We start from the raw sequence: 15,092 nt of genomic DNA, 5'->3' as shown, positions 1-15,092 counted from the left end.
TAATGAGTGAAGTGACCTTTTGAGTGAGTGAAGCCTACCGCATAGTGAGTAGGTTTAGGCGTTGAGTTGCGGAGATGATGAGGTTTAGCTGTTTAGTTGTTGGTGGTTAGCTAGTTAACCGCTGGTTTATAGAGACGGTTTAATTGACTAATTCTGGCTTTGTAGAAGTTTTATTAGCTGATTTTTCGTATCCACTATGTTTAAATAATGGTAAGCATAGTTGAGCTATGGAACCTTCGTTATTTAAACCGCTCTTAAAATCGAATGATGCGGCGCCTTGATGTTGTTGATTAATGATTTCTATTCTTTCCCTTATCGATTCTAGTCCCATAGATTTCTCTTTGGCAGTATTTAGGTGCAATGGTTTTGAAGGCTGCTTTAATCCGGTTCCATTGTCAGTAACAGTAATGCAAATGCCCTTGGCAGATTTTTTTAACTCCACGGTTAGCTTTGCATCTGTTCTATTGCTGGTTATCAGACCATGTAAAATTGCGTTTTCTATTAAGGGCTGAACTAACATTGGAGGTACCAAAAGCGTTTGAAGTTGCACACTTTCCTCTACTATAAACTGATAGCTAAAGGAATTGTTATAACGCATGGCTTCAAGCTCAGTGTACAACATTAGCGTTTTCCATTCCTTGTCTGCGGTAACTAAGCTTTTTGTGGAATTTTCTAATATTAACCTGCTTAAAGATGCGAATTTTTGTATCAGGCGAGAGGCAGTCTTTTTATCATTATCCATGATATAGGATTCTATGGAGTTAAGCACATTGAAAATAAAATGAGGATTCATCTGGGAACGTATCGCCTTTAACTCACTCTCAGATAATTGATATTGATAGGTTAAGTTAAGTTCGTTTTGTTTAGCTTGTTGACTAGCCAGCGTGTTTTTAAATCGTAATTGCCTAATGCGATACCAACTCATCAAAAACACTAAAATAGAGATTAGCACAACAACTGCTAAAATTCCGTATAGCCAAAGCTGGCTTAGTTCTAACTTATTCAATTTTTGTTCCTGAGATAGAGATTTTACCTTATTTGCTTGTAGCTTCTCATTGTTTTTGGAAATGATCAGTTGTTTCTGATTTTCTGCCACCAATAACTTTTCATTTTCCAATTGTGCCTGTTGGAGGTCTCTTAATTGTAATCCTCTTTGCAATTCTGCTGTATTAAGCGCTAATTGTAGTTTTTGCTGTTTTAACTGTTCTTCTGTTAATTGTTGGTTTTGCTTGTAAACCGTTTCTTTTTTATCAAAGTCATATTGAAGTCCAAGTCTGGTGATCTCTTCTATTTTTTTGATGTTGGTTATGCTGTCTGCTAAAACGGTGAATTGCTTAAAATAAAATAAGGCGCTATCTGGAATTTTTAGGCTTTCATAAACTTTACTTAAACCTTCGCTCGCATCTCGTTGTATCTCAATTATTTTTAATTCTTTTCCTATCTTCAATGAGCTTAACCCATAAGTTTTAGCCTGCTGGTAGTTGCCTTTTTTATGATAGGCCTCTGACACGTTTTGCAAGTTATAACCAATGCTTTTGGTGTTGCTAATGGCTTTGTTCAATTCAATTGCCTTTAGGCCATACGCTAAAGCCAAATCATATTTGCCCATTTTACTGTAATAACCAGCCAAGTTTCCAGTTTCTCGGGCATAACCATTTTTGTCAGCTATAGAATCGCTGATGTTACGTGCCATTTCACTGTATTTTATAGCACTTTGTTGGTCATTCTGTTTGCTATAGATTACCCCTATATTAGTTAGTGCAGCTGCTTCACCACTTTTACTTTTCAGTTTTCTTAAAATATCAAGGTTCTTATTAAAGATACTTAAGGCCTTTGGATAGTCACGCATCTCAATGTGAACAATTCCTATGTTCGAATATAGCTTGGCTACATCTATTTCATGTCCTTTTAAGGTTTCAAAAATTTTGATAGACTGCTGGTAATGATTGAGCGCTTCATAAAAATCAGACCTGGCAAGGTGAATCATTGCAATAAATGAGAAATTACTTGCAATTCCAAAGGCATGGTTTATCTCTTTATCTATGCGAAGTGCGGTATTTATTGAAGACAAAGCATCTGGATAGGAAGATAGATAATACTGACAAATTCCCTTTAGCCTATATACGCCAGAAATTATCATTTTTTTCTTTATTTTTTGTTGAAATGCTAAAATCTGATTGGCATAATCTAAACTTTTTTTAGGGTCTAGACTAATGAAGTTAACAGATTGGGCAAAAAGAAGTGTAGCTCTTTCATCATCTTCGTTTGGATGCAATTTAATGAGCTTGGCAATGGAGTCAATTTGTTTGTTTTGTGCTTTAACAAAATCTGGACTTAGTAAAAAGAGAACTATAAAGAAGGTAAAGCGTAACCTTGATGGGCTTGAAAAAACATTCGGAAATTTAGTTTCTTTTGGTAACATATTTACGCTCTATATAAAGATTAAATATTCGGAGTGTATTGTAATTGAGAGAGATATCTGTCAAATATATAAAAATGCAAGAGCAATACAACTTTAGACCCAGCACTTTTAAATAGATCTCAACCTATAAATTACCTTCCAGCCTCTACCCGAAGGTCGGTGCCGTTGAGATCTGTTATGGCAGGGAAGGGGATTGCTTGGGGTTTTTAATGGAAAACTCGGTTGCCATTGAACTAAGGGGAGAAACAGTCTGGCAATTGCCCTGTAATCAGAGTTTTTGCCCAGCCTCAGGATTTTTACGAGATAAATTTTCGTGATCAAATGATTGCCTATTATGGCAGCAGCAGCAAGAAGTGATGTTTTCCAGGCTGGCAACCTTACCGCGGCAGGTACGGCATCAATTAATTCATGGCCCAAGCTATCTTCAATAATAGTTGGATGGTATGCTAAGACCTCAATGGGTAATCTGGCACTTTGCCCAGCTTCCGTAAAAAAACTCAATTGCCTCATCTGATTTTATTTTAAAATTCCAGCCACCTGAAAATATCTCCTTTGTTGCGTGGTCTCTAACCCGGGGAACGCTTGTTCTCACCGGTAGGTGGTGCAGATTTCTCACCTGACCGGGAAAGGGTAAGTAGGGGGGGTGGTCACCTCCCTTATCCGTTGAGCCCTTTAAAAGCTTAATCAATGACCTTTTTCCAAGGATAACTGTCAATTTCAAAATCTAGATAGGATGGTTTGGCTGTTGCTGGCATTGCTTATGGTATGTCTTTGATGGTTGTGCGATTGTTGAAACATTAGCGCTGTTTGTGGGTTTGTATAAAAAAAACAATTTATCATGGAAAACAATCAAGAAATTATATCAGACCTAAAAGGTTTAGTATCCATCATCAACGATGGTAAGGAAGGTTACCAATCAGCAGCAGAATCTACCGATAATGTAGAATTGAAAGCAGTTTTTTTAAAGTATGTTGCCGAAAGGGCCTTATATGAAAATGAATTGAAATCTCACCTTGCCAAGCATGGCGGGCACTCTGAAAATGAAGAGGGTGGTATCCTGGGTGCCATACACCGTACCTGGATCGATATCAAGGAAGCCTTGACCGATCAAAGCGAAACGGCTGTTTTAGGTGCGGTGGTAACGGGAGAAAAGGCTGCGCTAGAAAAATACGACATGGCGATTAAGGATAATGAATTGCATAGCGACCATTTGGATTTGCTAACCACGCAACGTAACGGTATTGCAGAGGCATTGAAGGAAATAGAAGTGCTGGAACAGAAATATAAGGATAGATAGGCCTCTATTTACATTATTACAGGCACGACGATTGGGTGCTGAATTCTTTAAGAGCGAGTTAACCAATTTGGTGCTCGCTCTTTTTTTGTTTTGGTGCTAATTTAGGTAAGTGAATTTATCGAATATTATGGGTATATTTTCAATCGTTGTTGATAGATTTTACAAAAGCAGTTAAGAAAATCATTTAATTTTGTAACATGACAATCCCCGAACTAGAACAATGGTTTAAGAGCGTGGAGCTCCCGGCGGCACCGCTCTACTTAAACCCAGCCACTAAGATTAATGACGTAAGCCAATTTCTCGAAAGCCATTTTTCTCCATTAAGAAATAATCCCATTACAAATATTAATGAGCCATTATTAGATCGCTTGTTAGCCTTTAAGCTGTTAATAGAATCTAATCTTTAATAAGCGTAATTTGATTACCTTCAATCATGAAAAAATTATCATCTCTGGCTTTATTGTTATTGATTTGCCTGGCTGCCAAAAGCTAAACTAAAATTGATATCAAGGATGTGGCTAAACACATTGGCGATACGGTAACCATTTGCGATTCTGTGTATACCACTAGGGCATTGAATGGTTTAACCTTGATTAATTTGGCGCTGCTTTTCCAAAGCAATTGTTAACTGTGGTAATTTACGAAACAGACCTAGCTAAATTTGCCGAGTAGAAAGAACTTACTTAAATAAAAAGGTTTGTGTTACTGATTCAGTAAATTCTTTTATTTTTATATCACACATATAGTGAATTTAAGTCATATCCTAATTAGATTAATTTATTGTATTTTGGTTTAAGTTTATTCAGGATGCTCGCCCGGAGTGTGTTAAATTTATGATTAAAAATGATTGATAAAAGAAAAATGGTATTTATTGCCATTGCTATTGGAATAGTTTTAACAGTTTCAATTTATCGTTCGGTATCGGATCGGAGTGATTTTATGTCTATGGCATTTGATGGTAAGGTCCAACAAGTGGGCTATGATTTTAAAGATGCACCAACAATTAAAGTCAATGGTAAAGAGTTTTACTTAGGTGTCACTGAGAATTTTAAACATCAGATAGAAGTGGGGGATAGTATATTTAAATTAAAAGGCAGGAAATGGATCGAGTTAAAGAAGAAAGGTGGTGAGATCATTCACTTTGGTTATTAGCTATATAAAGGAAAGGGCCTAAGATTAATGATTTATCCTTTTTCTCGAAAGCCATTTTCAATTTAGAAAGAACCAAATTAAAAACATTAACAAGCCTTTGCTAGATCGATTGTTAGCTTTTAAACTGCTAGTTGAATCTAATCTCTAGCTTAATTAATTTCATTACCTTCAATCATGAAAAAATTATCATCTCTAGCTTTATTGTTATTTATTTGCCTGGCTGCAAAAAGCCAAACTAAAATTGATATCAAGGATGTGGCTAAACACATTGGTGATTCGGTAACCATTTGTGATTCTGTGTATACGACTAGGGCATTGAATGGTTTAACCTTAATTAATCTGGGTGCTGCTTTTCCAAAGCAATTGTTGACTGTGGTCATTTATAAGGCGGACCTTGGAAAGTTTACTGAGCCTGAAAAGACTTATTTGTACAAAAGGGTGTGTGTTACTGGTAAATTGGTTTTGTATAATGATAGGCCGCAGATTGTTGTGAATGAGGTTAAGCAGATCAAGTAGATTTAAAATCCTCCTAAACTTCAGACTTTATTTCTAATTTATTTATACGATGTCAATTCCACTTGGTATAGTCGTATTGCTAGGAGCCTATGTCTTCTTTATTTATAAGAACTGGGATGAGGCTAACTCATTCAATAAGATTTTTTGCGTAATTGCAATAGTAATTTGCTTTATGCTTAGTTCTTTCGGTTATTTTAGATCAAAAGAATTAATACGTGAAGAAGCTAAAGTAAGATTCCATCGTTAAGTCCCAGGAAATTGTTGAATGTGTAAAAATATCATCGAATTAGAATTTTTTGTACAAACAAAGATGACGGCAATCATAAAAATCCAATTCTTGCAATAACCCACTAGGTTGGGTAGAAGATGGTACAACCCGTCAGTAGAGGATACACGTTTTAGGTTAGCATGTAAGGGATTCAAAGGTTCATCTATGCAACACTCAACATCATGAAAAGGGGTATAAGTTTGTTAAAGCTACTCATTATGAAAGGTCTGTCAGTTGATTATTTTTTAGGTTGTATGTCTTGGTGAAATACTAGGCTTAGTTAACTACCTAGTAGGAATGGCTATCCGCATCTTGTGGTATTTGGAACATTTATGCTTAATAGGTTTTTTGTATATTGTGCCAAATTAACGCTCATGAAGAGGATCTTATCGATCGGTTTACCTGGGGCCTGGCTTCTGATGTTGGGCGCCTGTACCGGAAATAATAAAATGGCTACTGGTTCAGTAAAACCTGTGGCCAACTCACTGATCAGCCCTGCGGCTGTTTCTACGCAAAATAATACCGATTGCAATGCCAGGTTTGGTTTCTGCATAGATTATCCTAAAAACCTGGTTGCCCAGCCAGAGAGCGACAACGGGGATGGCAGGATATTTACCGATGCCAGGGGTAATGAGGTGATGCGGGCTTCCGGGATAACTGACATAAATGGTGAAGGGATCAAAGGCTATTATAGGGAGGCCCTGAAACTTGACTCACTTGATTCGCCAAGGCTGGCAATCACCACTAGCCTGCAAAAGGAAAATTTTTGCGAGGTAACTGGCGAGAAGGGCGCTCAGCTCTATTTCCGTAGAACAATCTTAAAAGGTGGTGTTTTTATTTCGGCAAGCTGTCAGGTAGATGATCGCGATACAGCTGCTTTTGACAGGCTAAGGACATTGATCATTAAATCCCTTAAATAACTATGGCAGTTAATACAAGGCCAAAGGATTATTATTACCAGTTGAGCTCGGGGCAGTTTTTGGAAATGTACCCTGCTATGGAGCTGAACGGACTGCGCCATTTCAGGTGCGCAGATATTCTTTATACAGCCGGCGAGCACCAGAATGCCACGGCACACTATATCCTTGGTTCGGAGGAGATGGTGAAATCTTTCTTTTGCCTGCTGGTGGCAAGGGATGCCAGCCTGAAAGCACGTCCCTGGTTTGCGAGGCTTTTTTACAGCCATACCGCTCGGCACGAGATTTTGAAGGATATGTTTCCCTTGTTCCTTGTGCTGATAAGGCTGATGGACCCAGAAAAGAAGATCGACGGTTTCTGGACGGGCTTTAGCGTGTTTGCCCTCAACGCATTTTTGGGATATACCGCCCATATATGGTGGGAAGATGCGGAAGGGCGAAAGCATAAGGCGTTTTATGTTGACCATGACAAAAGACTGATCGATCCCGGAGCGATTGACCCGTATGAGGTCGAGGTTGCGAGGAGTACCGTATCCTTGATCCGCGCGGAAGTGCCAAGGTTCCTGCGCAGGATCGAGCAGGCTCCCGATAATAGGGTGCGAAAGTGGATGAAGGAATTTAATTTCATCAAGATGGATGACCTAAGGCTAGAGACGATAAGGCAGCTTAACCTGGTTAAAGGTTAGGTTCGATCAAATTTCGGCCGAGCTTTGTTGATTGATGCAGCAACAGGGCATTTTATTGTAAAGCTTGCAAGCTTATCTTAATGGGTTGGTGGTGAAATACAGGTTTCCCAGTTGTTTTGCTGTTCCATTAGGGTTAAGCTCCCTTAGGCTAATTCATCTTCTATATATTACTTAAATTCGTACATCAATATTTTATCTAAATCAAGACTATGTCTCTTAAAGAAAAGCTGCTCCATCAGATTAACCACACCTCAAAACAGGTATCACAAAACCTTAAAGATGCTGAAACCGCAAAATTAGGCGAGCAAGACTTGGAGCTTTATAAAAAAACAATCCATTATCTTTCCAAGTTAGAAGCCCAGTTACCGGATGCACTGTCGCAAAACCATTTTGATCTGTTCCACAAGAATGTAATTGCTTTCGGATCATTCTATAGTCTATCCTTGGCAGGTCAAGAAATGTCGGAAGACTTTGCCAAGCAGCTTAAAACGGAAATCATTGCCAAGCGCGATAGTATCATTTCCCACCTTGAGAAGTCGGAATTCAATTTGAACCTGTTTTCGATGCTCGGCTTTTTTAACGGAAATATTGTTGCTGTAGGGGCCAATGGGAGCGGTAAGACATCCCTTTCTGAAAAACTAAGACAATATCTTCCTTCCAGCGGAGTTGTGATTTCTGCGCAGAAACTGCTAATTATTCCGGTATTTCAGGGCATATCGAATTTCGAGCAAACCAGTGCCAAACTTCTACAACTGCAAAAAGTAACAAAGAATTTTAAGACCAGTTACAACGCTGACGGGAATGCGACTGATGCTGTCCCCGCAGTAGGATTTGAATTTATGAGGCTTCTGAACAATCTCCTCGCAGAACGTAGCGCGATCGGCAATAAGTATCTCAATGAAATCCGGGCCGGGGGAACCGTGGGTGAGATACCACAGACAAGATTGGACCAAACGCTCAAGATATGGAACAGTTTGATTGAACATCGCCAAATGGACTGCGAAGATGGCATAAATCTTATAGTGCGTGCACCTGAAGGAATTTATCCGGTATTTGAGATGAGCGATGGAGAAAAAGTCATGCTCTACCTTATTGCACAGGTACTCCAGGCACCGAAGGATGGTTTCATCATTGTGGATGAGCCCGAAATGTTCCTGCACAAAACTGTTCTCAACAAATTATGGGATGCTCTGGAAACAGCCAGACAGGACTGTATTTTTGTTTATCTCACACATGACCTTGATTTCGCCTCAAGCCGCACGACGGCCAGTAAGGTCTGGATCCGTTCATTTACCCATCCCGATCATTGGGAAATCGAGAGTCTACCTGAAACGGGAATGCCAGAGCCCCTGCTTATGGAACTACTTGGAAGCAGAAAGAACATACTTTTTTGCGAAGGTAAAAAAGGAAGTAATGATGTCCGGATTTATGAGCTTTTGTTTCCAAATATGACTGTAATGCCTGTGGATAGTTGTGGAGATGTAATCAATTATACAAAGGCTTTTAACAAGATCCCAGACATTGCTACAAAAGCCTTTGGGATAATAGATTCTGACCATTATGGTGCTGAAAGGCTCAGCGCACTTAGCCCATATAAGATTCATCCCCTGCCGGTAGCGGAGATAGAAAACCTTTTTTTGGATGAATCGTTTCTTTCATCAATGGCACCAAGGATAATGAAAGGAGCTGAGGAGATTGCCGGGATAAAGGCCGGGGTAATCGAAAAGCTGGAAAAAGATTTGGAAATGCAGGTTGCTCATTACGTCTCTGCGAAAATAAATTATTACTTCAACAATTCCCATGTGTCAAAAGGGAATGACATTTCGGAAGTCGATACTAATTATAAGGAGTTTACCCGACAGGTAGACATAAACAAGTGGGCGGAAGAAAGAAGAACTGAACTGAAAAAAATAGTTGCTGACAGGGATTATGCAAAAGCCCTTAGTGTATACAACAACAAGGGATTAAAATCAGTTGTCGAAAAACACTTTAGGATCACAGACTTTTTTGACCGTAGCATAGGGATGTTGCAGTTTGAAGACGGAGCAAAGGTCATTCTTATGAAGAATTTCCCCACAGGCGCGTTTGTTTAGTTTTTTATAAAAACCTTTATATCAATATGATATACCGAAATATTGATCCCGAACCAATATTACCATAATTCCAGATGCACTAAACAGCCAATTACCTAGTCCCACAAAAGAATTGCTGCAGTTCGAAATGGATAGATTGAGGAGGGTGACTTACAGGGACAAAAAGAATTAAATTAAACAGGAAAAGCCTTTGATTGTAATGCTTGCACTATCCAGCAGAACTATCTCTATGTTTTTTTGATGCTTCGCCCCTAGCTACATCAACTTCCGCGTTGGGATCTATCTTAATCATCTTTCTGGTAACTATCTTATAGAATATTTTGCGGATCGTGGTTCCAATTTCTTTGAGCTCAGCTATTTTTATTGTTTGTTTTTGATTTTTTGCCGCTTTCTCATAAATAGAATTAAATGCGTTTTCAATTTCTCTGATGGCATCGGTGGCATATCCCATGAATTCTTTATGGACATCGCGCTCTACATTGTCAGCAATTTTCTCTTTCACCTTATCTAATAGCCCTATAGTGGACTTAACCACGTCCTCGGATAATGCCTTGAATGCCAATTCCAATTGTTCCTCTTTTGATATTCCCTCTTTCTGTGGATAAGCCTTTACAAGATATTTATCTTTGCCCTCCAAATAGGAAAAGCAGGTTTCATAGCTACTTGCTTCCAGGTTATGCATAAACTGGTTCCTAACTTCCATGAATGTCACAAACTTTGTTTTCTCAACGGATTCCAAGGCCTCTATCTCGATTAACAGGGTTATTTTTTGATTAAAACTTATAGGGCTGCTCTTATTTCCAAGTACACGACTATTTTTTACATCCTTGATTCCTAGCAGCTCCCCTAGAAATATAGAGGTGAAGCTTTCAATTATTAATGCATACTGGAGTACTTCCGAACGCTTATCGATTCCAAGATTTGGCATGATGACTTTTAATTGCTTGTTTTTAATCTTTTATATGATTGTGTTTAAGGTATGAAAGTTCCCGAAAACATTCAAAATTTGAAAATGGTAATATATACAGATATAATATAGTGAACGATTCTACTTGGTATGGACTAAATGAAGATGGATTTTTCGACACAACCATAATTTTCCGTTATGGATTCTTTGCTTAGCTAACCACATGCTTGGAATGGATGTAGGCCTTTTGCATAGTATGAGGTAAAAGGCAGGATGCCAGAATATTCTAAGAAACAGAGCAAATAAGATAAAAATCTTCCAAGACAAAATATTTCAAATATTTATAGAGTATTTTTAGGGCATGATAAAAAATCGCTCATGAATGCTATTGCTTTAGTAATTGGAAATACCAATTATAAATTGGAAAAGCATGTATTGCCCAATGCGGCGAAGGATGCAATTGATGTATCAGAAAAACTCGTTAATTTGGGCTTTACCGTTGATAAACATACTGACTGTGATATACTGGAGTTTCAAAGAGCTATACAGTTGTTTTCAGCAAAGCGAAAAAAATTTGCAGTTGGCCTTTTTTATTTTGCAGGTCATGGACTACAAATCAAGGGAAAGAACTTTTTGACTGCAATCGATACACGATTTGAGGACGAAACTGCAGCTGAATATTCTTCTTGTAATTTATCGATGATTTTAGACTATATGGATACTTCAACAATGTCTGAAAATTCAGTTAATATCGTCATTCTCGATGCGTGTAGAGATAATCCGTGGAATCTTGCCGTTCGCAGCGTCAACAATCACGATTTAGCTCCTGTCTTTGCTCCTAAAGGGACATTAATAGCTTACTCAACATCGCCAGGTCAGACAGCAGATGATGGAGAAAAGGGGGGCAATAGTATTTATGCCAAGGCATTTCTAAACCACATTGATGATGAGGAGATACCGATAGAAGATTTCTTCAAAAGGGTAAGAACATCAGTATATGCTGGCACGAATGGTAGCCAGACCAGTTGGGAGCATACCTCATTGATTGGCGACTTCTATTTCAATAGCAGAGCATTAAACCATAGCGTTAATCTGCCATATGAAGATTATGCCATTGCTGACCAGGACTTTATTTCTGACGGAAGTAATCTCCAGGAAATAATCTTACAGATGAGAACGCATGATTACTACTCACAACGCCCAGCCTTGAAATCATTTAAATCTATGAATGCAGTGGGTAACGACAATATCAGCGATCTGTTTTTAATAGGAAGAAATATTCTGCAATCAGCTCATGGAGGAGAGGGAGATGCAAAGAAATTTATGAACAGTTTGTCTTTTTCGCTTCCCGGTATGGCGACTAACGAAGAAAACCATGTGCTAAATGGCATTTTGTTTGAAATGTATTTTAACAAACAGGGAAGATTTAGGCAGGAAAAATTTAAAAATGATTTCCTTGACGAAATCTATTCTTTGGAAGAAGATGGGCTATACCCTTTATCATTTAATATGATCGCTGAACATGTTATGCCCTTTAAAAACTATGTTTTTTATAAGGCCGGAGATAAGTCCGTTCCGATTGAGGTACGAATTGAGGATTTTGAATTTATGAGCATCCACAGAAAACTGATAGTGCGTCCCAAACTTGTCTCCATAAAATACAAGGGAAAGGAACTTATGGAAAATGGAAATGAGGATGAAGAGTCTGAATGGAATATAAGAGCAATTTATTTCACAGATTTAAAAAGGCTTATTAGTAAGTTGCTGATGATACCATTGAAAAAATTAAGGCTAAGTGTTAATGTAAACATACTGGACAACGACCGCATTACTGTTCCTGATATCATTCGCATATTAAAATAATATTATTGTAGATTTCAAAAGATTTTATGCTTCATAGTAGCAAGATAGTTAATGATTTAGTACAAATTTTAGTTAGGACGAGATGGGTCAACTGCCTGCGGTTTATCCATTCTTATAACTAAAAGTAGGGAACCAGCAGTTAAAAGGTAGGAATAGTCCCACCATGCAAATTATAATTAGTGTTTGTCTTAAAAATTATTAAGTAAATTACAGAGTAATGCTATTGTTTCTTTATTTAAATGATTTATAAAACGGGTTTTACAATTTTGTCCTTAACCAATTTTGCTGTGATAATAATTTCATCCTCATCTCTAGAGGTTACATACCCATAGATGTCTGATTTTGTTACCCACCCAGAAACCACGTATCCTGCAATGGTATGTTCAGCAGTCGCAAACCTAGTTGCGGTAGCCTCATTCAAGCTCCAACAAAAACCACAGTTGTCTAAATCTATCGTGTCTTCACGTAAACCACGAAATATCTCCAGGCGATCCGGTAACTTGTCTAATTTATCCAAACTTTCAAAACAAGTAAATGGCATGTTTATTTTTGAGAAAACCTCTGCCATTCCATCGCTGGTAAAGAATCGAAAAGGATTTGCCATCGTATGGACCGAGACGTATAGTTTAGTCAGAAGCTCCCTAGAGAGATAATCCTCATTCATACATATATTAAAAAACATTTCTCTTGCATAACCTTTATCTTTTTTAAAGACATACGCCATTTTTATAATCTTCTCGAGATCGCTCAAATTATGGTCGTTTGGTATTTTATCAGTAAATTTTTTTTCCATGTCAGCTCTTTTCTGCTGCCTGTCATTATCCAGACATTCTTCAAAGCACTTATTAAAGGTGGATGTTAATGTCATATTATCTAATGGTATCATAGCGTAAATAAATTTCTAACCGACTTTGGAAGCGAAAATTCCATTTCAGAAATGGCTTTAATACAAAGAGGTAACTATTTAGATTTAAAAGTTTGTTTTTTCCTATTCGGGTTTTTTAAAGAGATCGCCTGCAAACTCATAAAAAATCTCAGGAATTCTAGGTTTCAATATCCCTCGAAGATAAGACCCGAATGAGTTTAGTGTTGACCAAATCCTGGCCTCAAGCTCTTGCTCGGTCACCCCTGTTTTTTTCTTTATAGAATCAACTCTCGCTGGATTTGATACCCTTTCATACTCCAGGAGCATGCCTTCGAAAAGTGATGGATCATCCCTAAATTCTTTGGAAAATCTGATTAAGGTGTCTATATCAATAATTGTCAATTGATGGATTCTATTTTTCGATGATTTCAAAGTATCATCACATTCTATCTCCACCAGTAACCATTCATTTAAAATATGGTTCATTCCCGGCGTTGTCATCATTAGCTCAGAAACGATTAATATTGGGAAAATCCTGATATTTTTTGGCTTGTAATTCGGATCGTAAGCAGATTTGGCAGATTTTTCGAACAAAATTTTCATTCGCTCTGCCAGTTGCTTGACAGCTTTATTTCCATTGTCCGATGTGTCAAAGAGAAATTTTTCTCTTAACTCATGTTCAATCTCCTGAAAATTGAGAGACTGTTTTGTTGGGCCTGTTACAAAACTGCCCTTAATTTCATAAAGAAAAACCTTGTTCCCATTACGAGCATAATAATCAGGCTCAGTATCAATCCCGAATTCTATGGCAATTTTCTGTCCTGAGAACTTTAAATAGCGTGTTTTTGAATATATCTCATCAAGTATTGCATATGATAGATATTGCTCTATGAATTCGAAAGTATATATTGAGAAGAATTTACCTTTAGCTAATTTTAATTCCTTTTCTTTTTCAGTTATACGAAGAAGTTCGAAAAACATAGAATTATAAATTCGATTGACCGTCAGAAGCGAATCAAGTATGAGGTAACTTTCTTCTCCGACCCGATACAATGGGTTAGCTCTTGATAAGAGAAAGTCATTTTTTTGGATGTATTCAGCCTCCTGCTTCAGGGATAAATGATCTAAAATTACTTTTGCTTTCTCCTTATTCTCGCTGTTGGTTATTTCCAGATAATTTAAACCCGTGTCATTGTTGGGGACAGCTGCAAGGTGAGCAACAGGCAATACTGCTTTCAAATAATCTTTCCAATCATCTACTCCATAAGGTGCAAGAAATTTTTTTAAAAGTTCAGGGTTAGTAGCTTCAAGCCACTTTAAGCAATATATCGACTTTATAAAATTGACAAAAAACATTTCAATAGGCTCGAAATGATTCAGGTCATGATATGGATAAACCAAGGTAACGCCGATCCTTGCAAACCGGTCAATGATGTTAGGGAAATCTTTAGCTGGTATTTGAGCGAAGATCTTGTCTGTTCGATCTGCCGCCTCCTCATTAATTGCGAGGTATAACTTTAAAATATTCCCCTCTAATTCTGGTTTATTTGAATCTTCGGGTTGCTCGTAATTACTGGATAGTACAAGGTCTAACAAGGTCAGGTTGCTCCAGATATTTATAATCTTGATATGAGGAATGCTGGCTCCCAATTCCTTGTAGCCGAATACGAATCGATCCCATATTTCGTTCGCCAACTCAACATTATCCCGGTTAAACCATTCTGCGAAGAGCTCTCTTGGTGGATAATAATGTCTGGTTCTGGCAAGATGATTTAGTCGGGCAATTATCTTTGCCCACATGGGTTTAGCAATCGATGTTAATAGTGGAATATTGTCCTCTAGCTTTTCACCATATACTATAGAATATTTAGCGAGTAATTGTCTGTGGAAATTTGCCATAGAATAAAATAGCCAGGTTTGGTGTTTAATCGTTAATGCCTAAATGATTTTTTTTCTTTGGATCGTGGCCATTTGCATACCAGTATTTCAATTCAATTGACTTTTTTTCTGTTATAATCATAAGCTTTTTTATCCTGCTCAGCCAGATCACTATAATACTGGTTAGCCATTATCTTATACGTTTCATAAAGTTTTTTCCTGCTTGCG

13 protein-coding genes are annotated in these 15,092 nt (G+C 37.7%); 8 read left to right on the top strand and 5 right to left on the bottom strand.

Annotated features, from left to right (window positions below):
* Nucleotides 1-139 precede the first annotated feature (139 nt).
* Together EZ428_RS18690 and EZ428_RS18685 are read right to left on the bottom strand one after the other, a co-directional pair.
* Complete coding sequence (locus EZ428_RS18690; RefSeq protein WP_131554726.1) at nt 140-2,422, bottom strand: tetratricopeptide repeat-containing sensor histidine kinase; 2,283 nt, start codon at nt 2,420-2,422, stop codon at nt 140-142.
* A 108-nt stretch (nt 2,423-2,530) separates the two neighbouring features.
* The gene (locus EZ428_RS18685) at nt 2,531-2,932 is read right to left on the bottom strand and encodes a hypothetical protein (RefSeq protein ID WP_131554725.1); all 402 of its coding nucleotides are present in this window, start codon (nt 2,930-2,932) and stop codon (nt 2,531-2,533) included.
* Nucleotides 2,933-3,260: 328 nt separating this feature from the next.
* Between EZ428_RS18685 and EZ428_RS18680 the strand changes: the two genes are divergently transcribed.
* From EZ428_RS18680 to EZ428_RS18650, 7 genes are all read left to right on the top strand, one after another.
* Nucleotides 3,261-3,719 (top strand): PA2169 family four-helix-bundle protein, encoded by a 459-nt coding sequence (locus EZ428_RS18680; RefSeq protein WP_131554724.1) that lies wholly within the window; start codon nt 3,261-3,263, stop codon nt 3,717-3,719.
* A gap of 197 nt (nt 3,720-3,916) precedes the next feature.
* Entirely contained in the window at nt 3,917-4,126 is a 210-nt protein-coding gene (locus tag EZ428_RS24380; protein WP_131554723.1) for a DUF6965 family protein, read from the top strand.
* Nucleotides 4,127-4,562: 436 nt separating this feature from the next.
* Nucleotides 4,563-4,871 carry a hypothetical protein gene (locus tag EZ428_RS18670; RefSeq protein ID WP_131554722.1) on the top strand — a complete coding sequence of 103 codons (309 nt, stop codon included), beginning with the start codon at nt 4,563-4,565 and terminating at the stop codon, nt 4,869-4,871.
* A gap of 174 nt (nt 4,872-5,045) precedes the next feature.
* Nucleotides 5,046-5,387, top strand: a complete 342-nt coding sequence (locus EZ428_RS18665; protein ID WP_131554721.1) for a hypothetical protein — start codon at nt 5,046-5,048, stop codon at nt 5,385-5,387.
* 642 nt (nt 5,388-6,029) lie between these two features.
* Nucleotides 6,030-6,575, top strand: a complete 546-nt coding sequence (locus tag EZ428_RS18660; RefSeq protein ID WP_131554720.1) for a hypothetical protein — start codon at nt 6,030-6,032, stop codon at nt 6,573-6,575.
* Nucleotides 6,576-6,577: 2 nt separating this feature from the next.
* Nucleotides 6,578-7,258, top strand: coding sequence for a hypothetical protein (locus EZ428_RS18655; RefSeq protein WP_131554719.1), 681 nt, complete (start codon nt 6,578-6,580; stop codon nt 7,256-7,258).
* Between the two features lie 209 nt (nt 7,259-7,467).
* A complete protein-coding gene (locus tag EZ428_RS18650; protein WP_131554718.1) occupies nt 7,468-9,351 on the top strand; it encodes an AAA family ATPase in 1,884 nt (627 codons plus the stop codon).
* A 208-nt stretch (nt 9,352-9,559) separates the two neighbouring features.
* Here the strand turns inward: EZ428_RS18650 and EZ428_RS18645 are convergent, their stop codons facing one another.
* A complete protein-coding gene (locus tag EZ428_RS18645; RefSeq protein ID WP_131554717.1) occupies nt 9,560-10,279 on the bottom strand; it encodes a hypothetical protein in 720 nt (239 codons plus the stop codon).
* Between the two features lie 357 nt (nt 10,280-10,636).
* Between EZ428_RS18645 and EZ428_RS18640 the strand changes: the two genes are divergently transcribed.
* Nucleotides 10,637-12,121, top strand: a complete 1,485-nt coding sequence (locus tag EZ428_RS18640; RefSeq protein ID WP_131554716.1) for a caspase family protein — start codon at nt 10,637-10,639, stop codon at nt 12,119-12,121.
* A 244-nt stretch (nt 12,122-12,365) separates the two neighbouring features.
* Here EZ428_RS18640 and EZ428_RS18635 read toward each other — a convergent pair whose 3' ends face one another.
* The gene (locus tag EZ428_RS18635) at nt 12,366-13,007 is read right to left on the bottom strand and encodes a hypothetical protein (RefSeq protein WP_131554715.1); all 642 of its coding nucleotides are present in this window, start codon (nt 13,005-13,007) and stop codon (nt 12,366-12,368) included.
* A gap of 102 nt (nt 13,008-13,109) precedes the next feature.
* Entirely contained in the window at nt 13,110-14,885 is a 1,776-nt protein-coding gene (locus tag EZ428_RS18630; protein WP_131554714.1) for a hypothetical protein, read from the bottom strand.
* Between the last annotated feature and the right edge of the window lie 207 nt (nt 14,886-15,092).

Source organism: Pedobacter frigiditerrae (assembly GCF_004331645.1).
Lineage (GTDB): Bacteria > Bacteroidota > Bacteroidia > Sphingobacteriales > Sphingobacteriaceae > Pedobacter > Pedobacter frigiditerrae.
Note: the sequence above shows the minus strand (reverse complement) of the source record. Positions and strands in the feature narration are given on the sequence as shown.

Coding starts and splice junctions, on each gene's coding strand:
- EZ428_RS18665 (WP_131554721.1), top strand. CDS start 5,046: ATGAAAAAATTATCATCTCTAGCTTTATTGTTATTTATTTGCCTGGCT.
- EZ428_RS18655 (WP_131554719.1), top strand. CDS start 6,578: ATGGCAGTTAATACAAGGCCAAAGGATTATTATTACCAGTTGAGCTCG.
- EZ428_RS18645 (WP_131554717.1), bottom strand. CDS start 10,279: ATGCCAAATCTTGGAATCGATAAGCGTTCGGAAGTACTCCAGTATGCA.
- EZ428_RS24380 (WP_131554723.1), top strand. CDS start 3,917: ATGACAATCCCCGAACTAGAACAATGGTTTAAGAGCGTGGAGCTCCCG.
- EZ428_RS18680 (WP_131554724.1), top strand. CDS start 3,261: ATGGAAAACAATCAAGAAATTATATCAGACCTAAAAGGTTTAGTATCC.
- EZ428_RS18660 (WP_131554720.1), top strand. CDS start 6,030: ATGAAGAGGATCTTATCGATCGGTTTACCTGGGGCCTGGCTTCTGATG.
- EZ428_RS18635 (WP_131554715.1), bottom strand. CDS start 13,007: ATGATACCATTAGATAATATGACATTAACATCCACCTTTAATAAGTGC.
- EZ428_RS18685 (WP_131554725.1), bottom strand. CDS start 2,932: ATGAGGCAATTGAGTTTTTTTACGGAAGCTGGGCAAAGTGCCAGATTA.
- EZ428_RS18650 (WP_131554718.1), top strand. CDS start 7,468: ATGTCTCTTAAAGAAAAGCTGCTCCATCAGATTAACCACACCTCAAAA.
- EZ428_RS18630 (WP_131554714.1), bottom strand. CDS start 14,885: ATGGCAAATTTCCACAGACAATTACTCGCTAAATATTCTATAGTATAT.
- EZ428_RS18670 (WP_131554722.1), top strand. CDS start 4,563: ATGATTGATAAAAGAAAAATGGTATTTATTGCCATTGCTATTGGAATA.
- EZ428_RS18690 (WP_131554726.1), bottom strand. CDS start 2,422: ATGTTACCAAAAGAAACTAAATTTCCGAATGTTTTTTCAAGCCCATCA.
- EZ428_RS18640 (WP_131554716.1), top strand. CDS start 10,637: ATGAATGCTATTGCTTTAGTAATTGGAAATACCAATTATAAATTGGAA.